This window comes from Pelagerythrobacter sp. (assembly GCF_041912895.1).
GTDB lineage: Bacteria > Pseudomonadota > Alphaproteobacteria > Sphingomonadales > Sphingomonadaceae > Pelagerythrobacter.
In genome coordinates this window covers 301,700-317,315 of sequence record NZ_JAYSGI010000002.1, presented here as the reverse complement: position 1 = coordinate 317,315, position 15,616 = coordinate 301,700, and the positions used below count along the sequence as shown (strand labels likewise).

The 15,616-nt window shown below is 68.0% G+C and carries 16 protein-coding genes; 8 read left to right on the top strand and 8 right to left on the bottom strand.

What is annotated here, in order from left to right:
- Positions 1 to 35 precede the first annotated feature (35 nt).
- A complete protein-coding gene (locus ACE3QC_RS08540) occupies positions 36 to 734 on the bottom strand; it encodes a dienelactone hydrolase family protein (protein ID WP_374407234.1) in 699 nt (232 codons plus the stop codon).
- Between the two features lie 97 nt (positions 735 to 831).
- Here ACE3QC_RS08540 and ACE3QC_RS08535 point away from each other — a divergent pair, with 97 nt between their 5' ends.
- The 6 genes from ACE3QC_RS08535 (at position 832) to ACE3QC_RS08510 (ending at position 6,727) form a co-directional block, all read left to right on the top strand.
- Complete coding sequence (locus ACE3QC_RS08535) at positions 832 to 1,104, top strand: DUF6489 family protein (protein WP_374407232.1); 273 nt, start codon at positions 832 to 834, stop codon at positions 1,102 to 1,104.
- Positions 1,105 to 1,111: 7 nt separating this feature from the next.
- Positions 1,112 to 2,398: a tRNA uridine-5-carboxymethylaminomethyl(34) synthesis GTPase MnmE gene (gene mnmE / locus ACE3QC_RS08530; RefSeq protein WP_374407230.1), complete on the top strand. Its 1,287-nt coding sequence runs from the start codon at positions 1,112 to 1,114 to the stop codon at positions 2,396 to 2,398.
- Positions 2,399 to 2,494: 96 nt separating this feature from the next.
- Positions 2,495 to 4,351, top strand: a complete 1,857-nt coding sequence (gene mnmG / locus ACE3QC_RS08525) for a tRNA uridine-5-carboxymethylaminomethyl(34) synthesis enzyme MnmG (protein ID WP_374407228.1) — start codon at positions 2,495 to 2,497, stop codon at positions 4,349 to 4,351.
- On the top strand, positions 4,348 to 4,977 hold the full coding sequence (gene rsmG / locus ACE3QC_RS08520) for a 16S rRNA (guanine(527)-N(7))-methyltransferase RsmG (protein WP_374407226.1): 630 nt from the start codon (positions 4,348 to 4,350) through the stop codon (positions 4,975 to 4,977). The genes mnmG and rsmG overlap by 4 nt, the downstream gene beginning before the upstream one ends.
- Positions 4,974 to 5,750 carry a ParA family protein gene (locus ACE3QC_RS08515; protein WP_374407224.1) on the top strand — a complete coding sequence of 259 codons (777 nt, stop codon included), beginning with the start codon at positions 4,974 to 4,976 and terminating at the stop codon, positions 5,748 to 5,750. The genes rsmG and ACE3QC_RS08515 overlap by 4 nt, the downstream gene beginning before the upstream one ends.
- The gene (locus ACE3QC_RS08510; RefSeq protein WP_374407222.1) at positions 5,747 to 6,727 is read left to right on the top strand and encodes a ParB/RepB/Spo0J family partition protein; all 981 of its coding nucleotides are present in this window, start codon (positions 5,747 to 5,749) and stop codon (positions 6,725 to 6,727) included. The genes ACE3QC_RS08515 and ACE3QC_RS08510 overlap by 4 nt, the downstream gene beginning before the upstream one ends.
- A 67-nt stretch (positions 6,728 to 6,794) precedes the next feature.
- Here ACE3QC_RS08510 and ACE3QC_RS08505 read toward each other — a convergent pair whose 3' ends face one another.
- A complete protein-coding gene (locus tag ACE3QC_RS08505) occupies positions 6,795 to 7,805 on the bottom strand; it encodes a glycine zipper 2TM domain-containing protein (protein ID WP_374407221.1) in 1,011 nt (336 codons plus the stop codon).
- 118 nt (positions 7,806 to 7,923) lie between these two features.
- A complete protein-coding gene (locus ACE3QC_RS08500; protein ID WP_374407219.1) occupies positions 7,924 to 8,406 on the bottom strand; it encodes a GAF domain-containing protein in 483 nt (160 codons plus the stop codon).
- Between the two features lie 62 nt (positions 8,407 to 8,468).
- Here ACE3QC_RS08500 and ACE3QC_RS08495 point away from each other — a divergent pair, with 62 nt between their 5' ends.
- Positions 8,469 to 9,926 (top strand): sorbosone dehydrogenase family protein, encoded by a 1,458-nt coding sequence (locus tag ACE3QC_RS08495; RefSeq protein WP_374407217.1) that lies wholly within the window; start codon positions 8,469 to 8,471, stop codon positions 9,924 to 9,926.
- A gap of 3 nt (positions 9,927 to 9,929) precedes the next feature.
- Here ACE3QC_RS08495 and ACE3QC_RS08490 read toward each other — a convergent pair whose 3' ends face one another.
- Entirely contained in the window at positions 9,930 to 10,757 is an 828-nt protein-coding gene (locus ACE3QC_RS08490) for a DUF815 domain-containing protein (RefSeq protein ID WP_374407215.1), read from the bottom strand.
- Positions 10,757 to 12,496, bottom strand: coding sequence for an acyl-CoA dehydrogenase (locus tag ACE3QC_RS08485; protein ID WP_374407213.1), 1,740 nt, complete (start codon positions 12,494 to 12,496; stop codon positions 10,757 to 10,759). The genes ACE3QC_RS08490 and ACE3QC_RS08485 overlap by 1 nt, the downstream gene beginning before the upstream one ends.
- 51 nt (positions 12,497 to 12,547) lie before the next feature.
- Here ACE3QC_RS08485 and ACE3QC_RS08480 point away from each other — a divergent pair, with 51 nt between their 5' ends.
- Positions 12,548 to 13,501, top strand: coding sequence for an L-threonylcarbamoyladenylate synthase (locus ACE3QC_RS08480; protein WP_374407211.1), 954 nt, complete (start codon positions 12,548 to 12,550; stop codon positions 13,499 to 13,501).
- Between the two features lie 4 nt (positions 13,502 to 13,505).
- Here ACE3QC_RS08480 and ACE3QC_RS08475 read toward each other — a convergent pair whose 3' ends face one another.
- The 3 genes from ACE3QC_RS08475 to ACE3QC_RS08465 form a co-directional block, all read right to left on the bottom strand.
- Positions 13,506 to 13,835 (bottom strand): hypothetical protein, encoded by a 330-nt coding sequence (locus ACE3QC_RS08475; protein WP_374407209.1) that lies wholly within the window; start codon positions 13,833 to 13,835, stop codon positions 13,506 to 13,508.
- 65 nt (positions 13,836 to 13,900) lie between these two features.
- Positions 13,901 to 14,707, bottom strand: coding sequence for a head GIN domain-containing protein (locus ACE3QC_RS08470; RefSeq protein WP_374407207.1), 807 nt, complete (start codon positions 14,705 to 14,707; stop codon positions 13,901 to 13,903).
- Positions 14,708 to 14,844: 137 nt separating this feature from the next.
- Positions 14,845 to 15,378 (bottom strand): CarD family transcriptional regulator, encoded by a 534-nt coding sequence (locus ACE3QC_RS08465; protein ID WP_374407205.1) that lies wholly within the window; start codon positions 15,376 to 15,378, stop codon positions 14,845 to 14,847.
- Between the last annotated feature and the right edge of the window lie 238 nt (positions 15,379 to 15,616).

Sequence of the window (15,616 nt, the reverse complement as noted above, 5' to 3'; positions counted from 1 at the left end):
GCCAGTTCGCACGATTGATCACGGTGGCGGGTCTCTCAGCCGAGATGCTTGGCGAAGAATTCCGCGGTTCGCCGGTCCGCGAGGATTGCGCCTTCGTCGTCGCGGCGCTTGCCGAATTCGGTGGCGAAGCCGTGATCGAGGCCGGGATAATCGTGCAGCGTGACCTTGGGATGGTCGTCGAGCCCTTCATGCATCGCGGTCTGGGTTTCCTTATCCACGAAGCCGTCGTCGCCTGCGATGTGTAGCATGAGCGGATTGGCGATCGCGTGCTTCTCGCGCAGCAGACCGTCGATGCCGACCGCGTAGTAACCGACCGCTGCATCCACGTCGGTGCGCGCGGCGGTCATGTAGGCGAGCCGTCCGCCGAGGCAGTATCCGACCGCGCCCACTTGCGCGACTCCCTCGCTTCGGCGGATCCAGTGGATCGTCGCCTCGATGTCGCGAATGCCCCGATCCTGGTCGAACTGCCCCATCAGGTCGAGCGCGCGCTGCATCTCAGGTTCCACGTCGGGATCGAGTTCGATGCCCGGCTCGAGCCGCCAGAACAGGTCGGGCGCGACCGCCAGATAGCCATCCTCGGCGAGCCGGTCGCATTTGCGGCGGATCCCCGCGTTCACCCCGAAGATTTCCTGGATCACCACGATCGCGGCCCGCGGCGTGCCCGCCGGCCGCGCGACATAGGCCGAAAAGCTTTCATCGCCCGAGAGGGTCTCGATGGTCGCGGTCTCGCTCATGCGGTTCTTCCCTTTCCCTGATGTTCGCCAGTGCGTAACGCTTGCACGGCGGATATGCCAAACTCGGCTGTCTCCCCAACCCAACGGAGGAAACGCGATGAAGGTCCATGTCGAGATCGATTGCACGCCCGAAGAGGCCCGGACCTTTATGGGTCTGCCCGACGTGGGCAAGGCGAACGACGTCTACGTCGATATGATGAGCAAGGCGATGAAAGGCGTCAGCAATCCCGACCAGCTGCAGGATTACGCGCGCCAGCTCGCGCCGATGGGGCAGATGGGGCTCAAGATGTTCCAGAGCTTCGTCGAAGGCGCGGCGCGGGCAAACGCCAGCAAGCCGTCCGGAACGAAGGCGGACGACGACAAGGCCTGACCGCCGCTTGGCTCACGATACGATTTTCGCGCTTTCGAGCGGCGCGCCGCCGGCCGGGATCGCGGTGGTGCGCGTGAGCGGCCCGGCGGCTGGCGACGCGCTGTGCGCCTTGGCGGGCGGCTTGCCCGAATCGAGAAGGGCCGTCGCGCGAACGTTGCGCGACGAAAGCGGTGAGGAACTCGATCGGGCACTGATGCTGTGGCTGCCGGGGCCGGGAACTGCGACCGGAGAGGATATCGCCGAGTTGCACCTCCACGGAGGGCGCGCGGTCGTCGCGTCGGTCGAGCGAGCGCTGGATGCGCTGCCCGGCCTGCGGGCAGCGGCACCGGGCGAGTTCACCCGCCGCGCCTTTGCCAATGGGCGGATCGATCTGGCGGAAGCGGAAGGGCTGGCCGAACTGCTGGAGGCCGAAACCGAATTCCAGCGCCGCTCGGCACTGGCCCTGGCGGGCGGCGCATTGTCGAAGCAGGCCGCGGCTTGGCGGGACGCCGTGCTGGGCCTGTCCGCCGAAGTCGAAGCCATGCTCGACTTTTCCGACGAGGAGGATGCGGCCGAGCTGCCGTCGGCGTTTTCCGTGAGAGTAGCCACGCTGGCCGACGACCTCCGCGCATGGTTGGATCGTCCTCGCGCAATGATGCTGCGTGAAGGATACCGGATCGTGCTGGCGGGGCCGCCGAATGCTGGTAAATCGACGCTTTTCAATGCCTTGCTGGAAAGCGAGGCGGCGATAACCTCGCCGATCGCCGGGACGACGCGCGACGTGCTCGAACGGTCGGTCGCGATGGCGGGCATTCCGTTCACGTTCGTCGATACCGCCGGATTGCGCGACTCGGCCATCGAAGACGATGCAATCGAAGCGATCGGTATCGCCCGCGCTCGGGAGCAACTCGACCGCGCCGATTGCGTGCTGTGGCTCGGCGAAGAAGGGCAGGGCCCGGCGGGGGCATGGGAGATCGACGCCAAAGCCGACGATGCCGCCCGGCAGGCGAAAGGTAAGGATGCGATCAGGCTTTCGGCGCGCACCGGTCTCGGAATGGACGTGCTGCGTGCTCGGCTGGTTTCGCACGCGCGCGATGCGATGCCCGCACCGGGAGAGGTGGCACTGAACGATCGGCAGTCGAGCCTGCTGGCCGAGGCCGCGACGGCGCTCGCCGGTACGTCAGGGGAGAGCGATCCGCTGATCCTCGCCGAGCGGCTGCGGCTGGCTCGCAGTGCGTTCGATCGTCTTCTCGGTCGAGCATCGACCGAGGATATGCTCGACGCTCTGTTCGGCCGGTTCTGCATCGGAAAATGACGTTTCACGTGAAACATCGGGAATTTCGGGCTTAGCGCCGTTCCACGTGAAACAGGCGCTTTGACCGCGTCCGCGCCATCGCCTATCTGGCGGCACATGCACTCGTTCGATATACTGGTGGTCGGCGGCGGTCACGCCGGCGTCGAGGCGGCGGCGGTCGCAGCACGCATGGGTGCGCGGGTCGGGCTGGTCACCTTCGATCCCGATGCGATCGGGGCGATGAGCTGCAATCCGGCGATCGGGGGCTTGGGCAAGGGACATCTCGTGCGCGAGGTTGACGCGCTCGACGGGGTGATCGGCCGCGCCGCCGATGCCGCGGCGATTCATTATCGCATGCTCAACCTGTCGAAGGGGAGCGCGGTCTGGGGCCCCCGGGTGCAGGCCGATCGCAAGTTGTTCAGGGCGGCCGTCCAGCAGACGGTTCGCGAGCAGCCGCGTCTCGACGTGATCGCCGGCGAAGCGGCGGCGCTCGTTCTCGAAGGCGGGCGTGTCGCGGGCCTCGAACTGGCCGACGGCACGCGGTTGCGCGCTGCCGTAGTCATCCTGTGCACCGGAACGTTCCTCGGCGGGCGGCTGTTTCGCGGCGAGGAGCGGTTCGAGGGCGGACGGATCGGCGAGAACGCCGCGCACCGGCTCGCAGCGCAGTTGCGCGAGGCTGCTTTGCCGATGGCTCGCCTCAAGACCGGCACCCCGCCGAGACTCGACGGACGCACGATCGACTGGGCGCGCCTGGACGAGCAGCCTTCGGACGATGGCGCCTGGACCATGTCGCCGCTGACGCCCAGGCGTGCGTGCCCGCAGGTGTTCTGCGCGATCACGCGCACCAATGCGCGCAGCCACGATATCATCCGGGGAGGGCTGGGCCGCTCGCCGCTGTTCAGCGGAGCGATCGGCGCGCAGGGCCCGCGCTACTGCCCGTCGATCGAGGACAAGATCCACCGGTTCGGCGACCGTGAAGGGCACCAGGTATTCCTCGAACCCGAAGGTCTCGACACCCATCTGGTCTATCCCAACGGCATCAGCACGTCGCTGCCCGTCGACGTCCAACTGGCGATGCTGCGGAGCATGGAGGGGCTGGAACAGGTCGAGATGGTCGTGCCGGGATATGCGGTCGAATACGATCATCTCGATCCACGTGCGCTGAAGCCTTCGCTTGAGCTGCGCGCAATCGGCGGGCTCTATTGCGCGGGCCAGATCAACGGCACGACCGGCTACGAGGAGGCGGCGGCGCAGGGCTTGGTCGCCGGAATGCACGCGGCTACCGCTGCCCTCGGGCGCGAACCTGCGAAGCTCGACCGCGCCAACTCCTATATTGCGGTGATGGTCGACGACCTCACTCTGCAGGGCGTAAGCGAGCCCTATCGGATGCTCACCGCACGCGCGGAATATCGCTTGCGCCTGCGCGCGAACAACGCCTCTACGCGCCTTACCCCGTTGGCTATCGCTGCCGACTGCGTGGGCGTCGAGCGCCGTCGCTGGTTCGAAGCACGCGAGAATCGGCGCGACGCGTGGGCGGGGGCGTTCGCACGCGATGTTGCGGCGACCGAGCTCGCAGCGGCCGATCTGCCGGTTCGACGCGATGCCGGGCGGCACACGATCGCGGAATGGCTGCGCTACAACGGGGTGGATCTGGCCACCCTGTCGCCATGGCTGGGGGACGAATTCGATCCGCAGGAGGACATCGCATCTGAGATGGCGGAAGATGCGCTCTATGCCCCATACCTCGAGCGGCAGGAGGCCGAGTTGAGAGACCTGCGCGCGAGCGAGGCGGTGCGTCTCGGCGCGGAATTTCCCTACGATTGCGTGCCGGGGCTGTCGAACGAGATGGTCGAGCGGCTGACGGCGGCGCGACCCGAGACGCTCGCAGCGGCGGGACGGGTGCCGGGGATCACGCCCGCGGCTCTGTCGGCGCTGCTCGTCCATGCGCGCCGCAACGCCCGGCAAGTCGCGTGATTGCGGGCGAGGAAGACGCTCGGGCTTTCGTCGCTGCGCGCTGCGACAGTGCGGCGCTCGACCGCCTCGATCGCTTCGCTGCCGCCCTGCGTGACGAAAACGAGCGGCAGAACCTCGTCGCGAAGCCCACGCTCGATTCACTATGGCAACGCCATATCGCCGATTCGGCGCAACTGCTCGATCATGTTTCACGTGAAACGCCGCTGTGGCTCGATCTCGGCAGCGGCGCCGGAATGCCGGGCCTCATCGTGGCCGCGATGCGTCCCGACTGGTCGGTCGTGCTCGTCGAATCGCGACGAAAGCGGATCGATTGGCTCGAACGTATGATTGGCGAGTTGTCGCTTGAGCGTTGCCGCGTGGAGGGAGCGCGGCTCGAGCTGGTCGAAACTGTCCCGGCCGGGGTCATTTCGGCGCGCGCGTTCGCTCCGCTCGACCGACTCTTCGAGCTGTCCGTACGATTTTCCACAGACGACACGCTTTGGCTGTTGCCCAAGGGCCGCTCGGCATCGCAAGAACTGGACAAGCTATCCAAGCGGCAAAAAGCGTTGTTTCACGTGGAACAGTCGCAAACCGATGCCGAAGCGGGCATCATCGTCGGCCATCTGGCCGGGAAAGCGAGATCATGATCGTCATCGCCATCGCGAACCAGAAGGGCGGGGTGGGCAAGACCACCACCGCGATCAACATCGCGACCGCAATGGCGGCGACGGGCTGGAAAACGCTGCTGATCGATCTCGATCCGCAAGGCAACGCGTCCACCGGAATGGGGCTGGCGAGCGCCGATCGGGAAGGCTCGAGCTACGACATCGTGGTCGACGAGGTCCCGCTGGCGGACTGCGTCCATCCGACCAATATCCCCGGTCTCGACCTCGTTCCGGCTACCGTCGACCTCAGCGGTGCGGAGGTCGAACTAGTGTCGGTGGAGGACCGAACCTATCGCCTGCGGCAAGCGCTCGCCGGGCATCGCGGCCACGATATCTGCTTCATCGATTGCCCGCCTTCGCTCGGCCTGTTGACGCTAAACGCGCTCGGCGCGGCCGACACGCTGCTGGTACCTCTCCAATGCGAGTTCTTCGCTCTAGAAGGGCTGAGCCAGCTCCTCCAGACCGTCGAGCGGGTCCAGCAGCGCTTCAATCCTGATCTCGGCATCATCGGCGTCGTGCTGACGATGTTCGATCGCCGCAACCGCCTGACCGATCAGGTCGCCGACGACGTGCGCGATTGCTTGGGCAAGCTGGTGTTCGAAGCGGTCATTCCGCGCAACGTGCGCCTGTCCGAAGCGCCGAGCCATGGGCTTCCGGCGTTGGTCTACGACCATTCGTGCGCGGGCAGCCGCGCCTATATCGCGCTGGCACGTGAATTGATCGGCCGTCTGCCCGAAAAGAGGAAAGCCGCATGAGCGATCCCAACGACCCTATCCTGCGTTTTTCGGTCCCGTCGCGCATTGCGGCCGACCGCAAGAGGAAGCTCGGCAAGGGCCTCGGCGCGCTGCTTGGCGAAACCCAGCGCGAGGAGCCGCTGGCCCGGCGAGACGGCGAAGGTTCGGCCGAAGACGACGCGAATTCGACCGCCGCACCGCGCTCGGGGCTCGCGTCGATCGCGACCTCCGCGATCGAACCGCTGCCCGGACAACCGCGCCGCCGGTTCGACGAATCCGCGCTCGAGGAACTCGCCGCCTCGATCGCCCAGCGTGGCGTGATCCAGCCGGTTATCGTCCGCCCGCTTGCGGGTGGGCGCTACCAGCTCGTCGCGGGCGAACGCCGCTGGCGCGCGGCGCAGAAGGCGCGGCTGCATGAGATACCCGCGCTCGTGCGCGAGCTCGATGAAGCCGAGGTCATGGCGCTCGCGCTGATCGAGAACATCCAGCGCGAGGATCTGAACCCGGTCGAGGAAGCGCGCGCCTATCAGGCGCTCGCCGACAAGCAGGGCATGACCCAGGCCGAGATCGCCCAGCTGGTCGACAAGTCGCGCAGCCATGTCGCCAACCTCCAGCGCCTGTTGGGCTTGCCCGAAGAAGTGCTCGACATGGTCGAGGAGGGCGGGCTGTCGATGGGCCATGCGCGCGCGCTGATCGGCAACGACGCGGCGGTCGAGCTGGCCAAGCGCGCGGTAACGCAGAAGCTCTCGGTGCGGCAGGTCGAGAAGCTCGCGGCCAAGCCGGGCGCTGGCGAGACCCGGCGCCAGGCACGCAGCTCGCGCGACCCGGCCAAGGACGCCGATATCGCCGCGGTGCAGAGCCATCTGGAAGAATTCCTCGGGCTCAACGTGCGCATCAAGACCGACGCCGATCCGCGTTCGGGCGCGGTGACGATCCGCTATCGAACGCTCGATCAGCTCGACCTCATCTGTCAGCGCCTCACCGGCGGCGATATCTAACCCGTAAGATACTGATATATAGCAAGAATATCGGGGTCGCAGGCGCGACGAGCACCTGCGGCCGTGCCTACTTGCCCTTGGAATACTTGATCCGCTTGTCCGGCTTCGGCGCGGGGCGATGGATCGCGCGGCGCTTGGGCGCGGGCGCATGATCGACCTCGACCCATTCCTCGCGTACCGTTTCGCGCACCACCGCGCGCTGCGGTATCGCGACGAGTACCGGCATATAGGTGAAGGCCGGGCCGCAGCCGCAGTCCGCGCCATAATAGCCCGCCGGATAGCCGTATGGCGCGGGATAAGCGGGGGCGGGGTAGGGATAGGCCGGATACCCGGGCGCATAGGGTTGCATCGGCGCGTAGTCGCCCGAACCGCGAGCGAGCAGCGATTCGCAGTAATCGTCGGCGCGTTCGCGATCGTTCGCGCCCCCGATCGCATCGCCTGCCGCGAGCCCGGCGAGGCCGCCGACCCCGGCGCCGATCAACGTTCCGGCCAGCCGGTCGCCATCGGCGATGCGATTGCCGATGACTCCGCCCGCGGCCGCGCCGATGAGTCCGCCGGCGACCCGGCCATCGCGACGCCCGTCGCCGGCGCTGAAGCGTGCGCGGCAGTCATCGAGCCATGCCCGCCGATCGAACTCCGCATAGCGCGACGGCGGCGGACTATCGTAGTCGAACGGCGGTTGCATCGGTGCGTCGTCGTAGCTCGGATCATAGGACGGGGCTTCGTCGTATGCGTACTCGTAACTACGCTCGTGCTCGTACGACTGCACAGGAGAGGGCGGCTCGGCATAGCTTTCCGCCTGGCGCGGCGCCGAGGGCGAGGATGCCGGGGGGAGAGGAGCAGGCGCGGAGAGCACCTCCGATCCGGGCAGCGGCTGCACCACCGGCTGTTCGCGGAAGATCACCGTGTCATCGGCGGCCTCGTACGGCTGCTCGATCACCTGCTCAGGGGCTTCTTCCGGCACGGGATAGGCATATTCGTAGGGCATCTGGGGCTCGGCCGTTTGCGCGGCGGCCGGGACGGCGGCAAGCGCGCCGGCAGCGGCTCCGATAAGCAAGGTCGCGTGGCGGGCGGTCATGGTCGATTCCCCTGGACGTTAGGCCGAGTCGATTCCCGGCGTTAACGGAAAATCTACCATCGTGATCCGCCGCCGCCCATGCGGCGCGGGCCAGTGTCCCGTTTCGGGGCGGGAAAAGTCAGATACGGTTAGCCAGAACCCGCGCCAGTTGCTCGACGCCCGCGGCATCCTCGGCGCCGAAGCGAGCGCGTTGCGGACTGTCGAGATCGATCACCGCGATCACCGCGCCGTCGCGAACGACCGGCACGACCAGTTCCGCGCGGCTCGCCGCGTCGCAGGCGATGTGGCCGGGGAAGGCGTGGACGTCCTCGACGACTTGCGTTTCGCCCGTCTGCGCCGCCCTGCCGCACACGCCGCGGCCCAGCGGAATGCGAATGCACGCCGGCCGCCCGGCGAAGGGGCCGAGCACGAGCTCGCCGTCCACCATGCGATAGAACCCGGCCCAGTTGAGCGCGGGCAGGAACTCCCACATCAGCGCCGCGACGTTAGCCATGTTGGCCACGCCGTCGGCCTCGCCCGCGGTCAGGGCGTCGGCGGCGTCGGCCAGTTGCCGGTAGCGTTCGGTAGGGGAGAGGTCGGAATCGGGTGCGAAATCGTACATCCGACGTGATCTAGGGCGCTGCGCCATTGCCGCAAGGGCCGCCAGCGCGTAATCCCGCAAGCATGAGCACCAAGCGCAAGATCCTCATCTGGGTCCTCGTCCTCGCCCTCCTGCTGATTTTCGCCGTCGCCTGGGCATTGCAGGGGAATACGGCGGACCTCTCGGTCGAGGAGGTGGCAGGCATCGATCCGACGCTGGCCGAGCCCGATTCCGAGCTTTTCCCCACGGTGCGGATCGCAAAGCCGGTCGGCTGGGCCGGGGGCGAAGCGCCGCAGGCGGCCGAGGGGCTGGCGGTCACCCGCTTCGCCGAAGGGCTCGACCATCCACGCGTGATCCACACGCTGCCCAACGGCGACGTTCTGGTGACGCTGACCCGCGCGCCCAAGGTCGAGGGCGAAGGTGGCGGCTTCACCGACTGGGTCGCGGGCCTTCTGATGTCCCGCGCGGGTGCGACCGGCGAATCGCCCGACCAGCTCGTGCTGCTGCGCGACAGCGACGGCGACGGCGCGGCGGATCAGCGCACCGTGCTGACCGACGATCTCGCCTCGCCATCGGGCATCGACTGGGCAGACGGCACGCTCTACATCGCCAACCACGACGCTCTGCTCGCCGTCCCCTACGAACTGGGCGCGACCGCGATCACCGCCGAGCCGCGCAAGCTGATGGACCTGCCCGGCGGCGGCAACCACTGGATGCGCAACCTCACGCTCGATCCGGACGGGACCAGCGTCTATGTCGCGGTCGGTTCCGCCTCGAACATCGCTGAGAAGGGCATCGAGGCGGAGGAAGGCCGCGCGGCGATCTGGGAATACGATCTGGAGGCCGGGCGCCAGCGCCTGTTCGCCACTGGCCTGCGCAATCCCAACGGTCTCGACTGGAGTCCGTGGAGCGGCGAGCTGTGGACCACCGTAAACGAGCGCGACATGCTCGGTTCCGACCTCGTGCCCGACTATCTCACCAACGTTCCGATCGGCGCGCAATACGGCTGGCCGTGGCTCTACTGGAAGGACAATTTCGACCGCCGGGTGGAGGCGCCGATGCCCAATTTCCTCGTCGAATACGCGCGCCGCCCCGAATATGCGCTGGGGCCGCACGTCGCCGCGCTCGGCCTCGTGTTCAGCGCGGAAGGCGCGCGGATGGGGCCGCGCTTCGACCAGGGTGCGTTCATCGCGCGGCACGGCTCGTGGAACCGCAAGCCGCCGTCGGGCTACGACGTGATCTACGTGCCGTTCGACGCGCGCGGCAATCCGACCGGCAAGCCCGTTTCCGTGCTCAGCGGCTTCCTGACCGGCGATGGAACGACGCGCGGGCGGCCCACGTGGGTCGAATGGGCCGGCGACGGCGCGCTGCTGGTGAGCGACGACACGGCAGGCATCATCTGGCGGGTCGCCGCGCCCGGGGCCGAGCCGCAGAGCGCGATCGAGCGCCTGTCGGGCCCCTCGCTACCCCCGCAGCGCGAGCTCTCGGGCGATCCGAGCGCGAGCTTCGCGGAAGAATATCAGCGCGAGAGCGGCCAGTAGCGCTCAGAGCGCGCGCCCGGCACGCCCGGCGAGTTCGACCACGTACTGCCACGCGGTGCGCCCCGATCGCGCGCCGCGCCGCCGCGCCCATTCGAGCGCGTCGGCTTCGTCCCGATCGAGGCCGTACTCGTCGCAATAGGCTGCGACGATGGCGAGATAATCGTCCTGCGAGCAGTTGTGGAAGCCGAGCGAGAGCCCGAAGCGGTCGGCCAGCGCCAGCTTGTCGTCGACCGCGTCGCGTGGATTTATGGGATCATCTTGCTCGCTCGCCTGGCGGGGCACGATGGCGCGGCGGTTCGCGGTGACCGCGAGCCGCACGTTCGTAGGGCGCGCCTCGACCCCGCCTTCCAGCCACGAGCGCAAGTGGCGCGGGCCGACGGAATCTTCTTCCGAGAATCCGAGATCGTCGATGAAGACGAGGAAGCTGCGCTGAACTGGCCCGAGCGCCGCGAACAGGCGCGGCAGCGTTTCGAGCGCGTCGGTGCCCGCCTGCACCAGCGCGAGCGCGGCCGAGGCGCTTTCCTGCGCCGAGACCACCGAAGCGCGCACCAGCGCCGACTTGCCCATGCCGCGCGCGCCCCACAGCAGCATGTCGTGCGCCGCATGGCCGCGCGCCAGCCGGGCGACGTTGGCCGCTACGGCATCGCGCTGCGCGTCGATCCCCTTCAGCAGTTCGAGCCGGGGCGCATCGAGCGCGGCGACCGCACGGCCGCCCGCTGCGTCCCAGACATAAGCCGGTGCGGCGCGCCAGTCGGGCGAAGCCGCGCGGCCGCCCGCGATCCGTTCGAGCGCGTCGGCGATCCGTGCGAGAGGGTCTCCCTGATCGGCCATCATCCGGCGAGCTGCGCGGCATCGAGCGCGTAGAGCGATTCCGCCCCGGCGATGGCCGAGGCCTTCAATCCGCCTGCCTCGGGCACCACGCGGTCGAGGAAGAAGCGCACGCTCGCGCGCTTCGTATCGGCAAGGCCCGGCGCATCGCCCGCCTCCACCGCGCGCAACTGGCGCAGAAGCTGCCACCCGGCGACCGCAACCGCGCTCATCGTACAGAAGGGCACGCTGCCCGCCAGCCGATCGTCGAGGCTCGCGGTATCGCGCATCCATTCGGCGATCGCGGCGCAGTCCTGAGCGAGGGCGGCCAGGGTGGACTCGTCGCCCGCATCGCGCGCGATATCGTGCATCAGCGCGGCATAGACGCCACCGTCTTTCAGCCCCAGCTTGCGGGTGACGAGATCGGCGGCCTGGATGCCGTTGGTGCCTTCGTAGATCGGCGCGATTCGCGCGTCGCGCCAGATCTGCGCCGCGCCGGTTTCCTCGATGAAACCCATCCCGCCGTGGACCTGAATGCCGAGACTGGCGACTTCGACTCCGATATCGGTGCCCCAGGCCTTGATCAGCGGCACCAGCACCTCGCCGCGCCGGGCCGCATCCTCGTCGCCCAGCGTGCCGCGATCGACCTGCCCGGCGGTGTAGTATAGCAGCGCGCGCGCACCTTCGGTCAGCGCCTTCATCCGCAGCAGCATCCGGCGCACGTCGGGGTGCTCGACGATCGCCACCGGCGCCTTGTCCGCCGATCCTGCGCGCGCCGACTGCACCCGCTCGCAGGCATAGGAAAGCGCGGCCTGCGTCGCGCGTTCGCCCACCTGTACGCCCTGGTTGCCGACGTTGATGCGTGCGTTGTTCATCATCGTGAACATCGCCATCAGCCCGCGATTTTCCGCGCCGACCAGTTCGCCGATGCAATCTCCGTTGTCGCCATAGCTCATTACGCAAGTCGGCGAGGCGTGGATGCCGAGCTTGTGCTCGAGGCTCACGCAGCGCAGGTCGTTGCGCGCGCCCGGCGAGCCATCGGCGTTCACCAGATACTTGGGCACGATGAACAGCGAAATGCCCCGACTGCCGGCAGGCGCATCGGGCAAGCGCGCGAGGACGAGGTGGACGATGTTCTCCGCCAGGTCGTGCTCGCCCCAAGTGATGAAGATCTTCTGTCCGGCGATGCGATACTTGCCCGCGTGCTCGCCTTCCGTGATCGGGGTGGCGGTCGTGCGCAGCGCGCCCAGATCGCTGCCCGCCTGCGGCTCGGTGAGGTTCATCGTGCCCGACCATTCGCCGCTGACCATCTTGGGCAGATACATCGCCTTCTGCGCCTCGCTGCCGTGATGCTCGATCGCCTCGGTCGCGCCGACCGAGAGCATCGGCAGCAGGCTGAAGGCCATGTTCGCGGTGCCGAGGTTTTCCAGCACGTTGCACGCGAGGGTGAAGGGCAGGCCCTGGCCGCCGTGTTCGGCCGGTCCGGCGATCGCGTTCCAGCCCTGCTCGACATAGTGGCGATAACCATCCGCGAAACCATCGGGTGTGCGCACCACGCCGTTTTCAAGCTTCGTGCCGGTGAGATCGCCCGCGCGGTCGAGCGGCTGCCATTCGCCCGCCGCGAACTGGCCGATGCCCTCGACGATCGCCTCGACCATGTCGGGCTCGGCGGCGGCGAAGCGTTCGGACGCGGCGAGCTCGGCGATTCCGGCGTTCACGCGGATGGCGAGCAACTGGTCCTGCGTGGCGGGCGAATAGGTCACTGGAACGATCTTCCTCTTGGCTTTGACCTTGGGCGAATATAGCGCGCGGGTATGGGCGGCAAGAACGCTACGGAAACGCTACCGGCGGACGACGCGGGAATCGCCCGTGCGGCGGCGGTGCTGCGCGATGGCGGCCTCGTCGCGGTGCCGACCGAGACGGTGTACGGCCTCGCCGCGCGGGCCGACAGCGCGGAGGCGGTCGCGCGGATCTACGCGGCCAAGGGGCGTCCCGATTTCAATCCGCTGATCGTGCATGTGCGCGATGCCGCGCAGGCCGGGCGGTATGCCGAACTGGCGGGGGACGCCGCGCTGGTGGCCGAGCGGGTATGGCCCGGGCCGTTGACGCTCGTGCTGCCGCGCCGCGCCGATGCGGGCCTGGCCGAAGCGGTCACCGCGGGCCTGCCGACCGTCGCCTTGCGCGCGCCCGCCCATCCGGCGATGCGCGCGCTGCTGGCGGCCTGCGAGTTCCCGCTCGCCGCGCCATCGGCCAATCGCAGCGGGTTCATCTCGCCCACGACCGCCGCGCACGTGCTCGCCTCGCTCGACGGGCGGATCGACCTCGTGCTCGATGCCGGGCCGTGCGAGGCCGGGTTGGAATCGACCATCCTCGCGATTCGTGGCGACGGCGAATGGGACGAATTGCGCCCCGGCCCGATCGATCTCGCCGCCCTGCGCGAGCGGCTTTTCGCGCAGCCGTTCACGGCAGGGGCGGGCGCATCGGGGATCGAGGCGCCGGGCCAGCTCGCCAGCCATTACGCCCCCGGCAAGCCGCTGCGCCTCGAGGCGCAAGATGCCGAAGCGGACGAATTTCTGATCGGGTTCGGCCCGGTTGGGGGCGATTGCTCATTGTCGCCCGCCGGCGATCGCGCCGAAGCCGCCGCGCGGCTCTACGCCTGCCTGCACGAAGCGGCACGATCGGCGAAACCGCGCATCGCGGTCGCGCCGGTGCCACACGAGGGGCTGGGCAAGGCGATCAACGACCGCCTGCGCCGCGCGGCGGCGTGAGCGCTCAGCGCGGCTCGGCAGGTATGCTCGGCATCAGCACCTGCATTTCGGCGTAGGTCTTGCGAGCCTTGTCGCACGCGCGGCGGTCGCCGTCCGAGCAGTCGCGCATTTCCGAACCGTAACGGCGTTCGAGCTTGCCGAGTTTCTCTTCGCGCTGGCGGATTTGCCGACCGCGCTTCTCGTCCGCCTCAGACTGGCTGGTGGTCGCCAGATCGACCCCCTTGCTAGCCGCTCTGACGGGCAGCGTCGCCACGTCGAGCGCGGTTTTCGCAAGGCATCCGCTGAGCACGAACGCGAGGGGGAGGACGGCCGAGGCCAGGGTTATGCCGCGCATGGAAGGTCTCCTTCCCGCGCGGGATAGCCGAAAGTTGGCGTCGCGGCGATGAACGCCGGAGGTTTTTATTCCGCGGGCGCTTGCGGTGCCTCGGGGGCGGCAGGAGCGGTGGGCGGCGGAGGCGGCGCTTCGCCGTTCGCCGTGCTGGTGCCCGCGCGGCAGTTGAGCGAGCCCGAGCCCATTGCGCTGATCGTGCACTGCGCCGAGCCGGTCACCGTGACGTCGCCCGAGCCCATGATCGAGGCTTCGACCCGGCCGTCCGAAGCGAAGGCCGCATTGCCCGATCCGGCGATCGTGACTTCGGCATCGCCGGCCTGGAGCCCGTCCATCTGGGCATTGCCCGAACCGGCGATGCTCAGCTCGAGCCGCTCGGTACGGCCCGCCGCGCGATAGGTGCCCGAACCGGCGATGGTCACTTCGAGCGAGCGCGCATCGACATTGGCGGTTTCGGCCGTGCCGCTGCCGGCGATGGTCACTTCCGCCTCGCCATCGAGAACGTCGACCTCGGCGCGGCCCGATCCGGCGAGGACCAGCTTCTCGACGCGCGGCAGGGTGACGCGCACGGTGGCCTTGCCGTCGATATTCTTCCAGTCGTTGTCGCGCATCACGCCGAGCGTCTCGTCGTCGAGCGTGAAGCGCAGCGCGTCGACCGCCTCGGGATCGCCGCTGACGTCGATATCGAGCGCCGCGCCGCGCGTCACAATCACGTTGTCGGGGCCGGCGGCGACCACTTCGGTCGGGGTCTTGCCCGTCATGTCGAGCTCGCCGAGCGGAACGCCGTCGGAACCGTTGATGTTGATATTGCCGTTGCACCCGCTCGCCAGCATCAGTGCGACCACGGGCGCGACGCCCTTTAGGATCTTGTGCAGCATGTCTCTCGTCCTCGTGTTCTCGTCTTCCAGTCCGTATTACCGAGATAATACAGCAACACCGGCGCTGCAAGCATCATACGAAAAGGGCCGCCCTCTCGGGCGGCCCTTCGTCGGTTTGCGATAGCGCTTGATCGAAATCACGCCTCTTCGGCGTTCTCGTAATACTGCGGCGCGTGTTCGCGCAGCACGTCTAGGATTTTTTCCAGCGCGGTCGGCTCGTCGGTCTTTTCCATCGCCGCCAGTTCGCGCGCGAGGCGGCTGGAGGCGGCTTCGAAGATCTGCCGTTCGGAATAGGACTGTTCGGGCTGGTCGTCGGGGCGGAACAGGTCGCGCGTCACTTCGGCGATCAGGACGATTTCGCCCGAGTTGATCTTCGCTTCGTATTCCTGCGCGCGGCGGCTCCACATCGTACGCTTGACCTTGGGCTTGCCCTTGAGCGTTTCCATCGCCTCTTTCAAAGTCTTGTCGCTCGACAGCTTGCGCATGCCGATCGCCTCGACCTTGTTGGTGGGAACGCGCAGCGTCATGCGCTCCTTCTCGAAGCGGAGCACGTAGAGCTCCAGCTGCATCCCGGCGATTTCCTCGTTCTGCAGCTCGATCACACGGCCCACGCCGTGCTTGGGATAGACGACATAATCGCCGACGTCGAAGGCGGGCGCCGTGGTGGCCATGCACAAGTCCTTTCTTCGGTCGGGAACGCCCCGCAGGCAGTCGGATCGCCGTGCCGCGCCGCCGCATGGGGCGCGGTCGATCGCCGATTATCCTGTCGCGGGTGGGGGCCGACCTTTCTTCTGTCATGCCTGCGACCGGCGCGCGGCCGGAGCAGTTGTTGCATTATATAGCACAACAGCAAGAAAATTGCGAGTCCGCAGTGCGGTTCCCGAATCGGGACGCTAAATGCGCGTCAGG

Excerpts from the sequence above, each read along its gene's own strand:
- ACE3QC_RS08540 (WP_374407234.1), bottom strand. The coding sequence starts at position 734 with ATGAGCGAGACCGCGACCATCGAGACCCTCTCGGGCGATGAAAGCTTT.
- ACE3QC_RS08535 (WP_374407232.1), top strand. The coding sequence starts at position 832 with ATGAAGGTCCATGTCGAGATCGATTGCACGCCCGAAGAGGCCCGGACC.
- mnmG (WP_374407228.1), top strand. The coding sequence starts at position 2,495 with ATGCACTCGTTCGATATACTGGTGGTCGGCGGCGGTCACGCCGGCGTC.
- ACE3QC_RS08515 (WP_374407224.1), top strand. The coding sequence starts at position 4,974 with ATGATCGTCATCGCCATCGCGAACCAGAAGGGCGGGGTGGGCAAGACC.
- ACE3QC_RS08510 (WP_374407222.1), top strand. The coding sequence starts at position 5,747 with ATGAGCGATCCCAACGACCCTATCCTGCGTTTTTCGGTCCCGTCGCGC.
- ACE3QC_RS08505 (WP_374407221.1), bottom strand. The coding sequence starts at position 7,805 with ATGACCGCCCGCCACGCGACCTTGCTTATCGGAGCCGCTGCCGGCGCG.
- ACE3QC_RS08500 (WP_374407219.1), bottom strand. The coding sequence starts at position 8,406 with ATGTACGATTTCGCACCCGATTCCGACCTCTCCCCTACCGAACGCTAC.
- ACE3QC_RS08495 (WP_374407217.1), top strand. The coding sequence starts at position 8,469 with ATGAGCACCAAGCGCAAGATCCTCATCTGGGTCCTCGTCCTCGCCCTC.
- ACE3QC_RS08490 (WP_374407215.1), bottom strand. The coding sequence starts at position 10,757 with ATGGCCGATCAGGGAGACCCTCTCGCACGGATCGCCGACGCGCTCGAA.
- ACE3QC_RS08480 (WP_374407211.1), top strand. The coding sequence starts at position 12,548 with ATGGGCGGCAAGAACGCTACGGAAACGCTACCGGCGGACGACGCGGGA.
- ACE3QC_RS08475 (WP_374407209.1), bottom strand. The coding sequence starts at position 13,835 with ATGCGCGGCATAACCCTGGCCTCGGCCGTCCTCCCCCTCGCGTTCGTG.
- ACE3QC_RS08470 (WP_374407207.1), bottom strand. The coding sequence starts at position 14,707 with ATGCTGCACAAGATCCTAAAGGGCGTCGCGCCCGTGGTCGCACTGATG.
- ACE3QC_RS08465 (WP_374407205.1), bottom strand. The coding sequence starts at position 15,378 with ATGGCCACCACGGCGCCCGCCTTCGACGTCGGCGATTATGTCGTCTAT.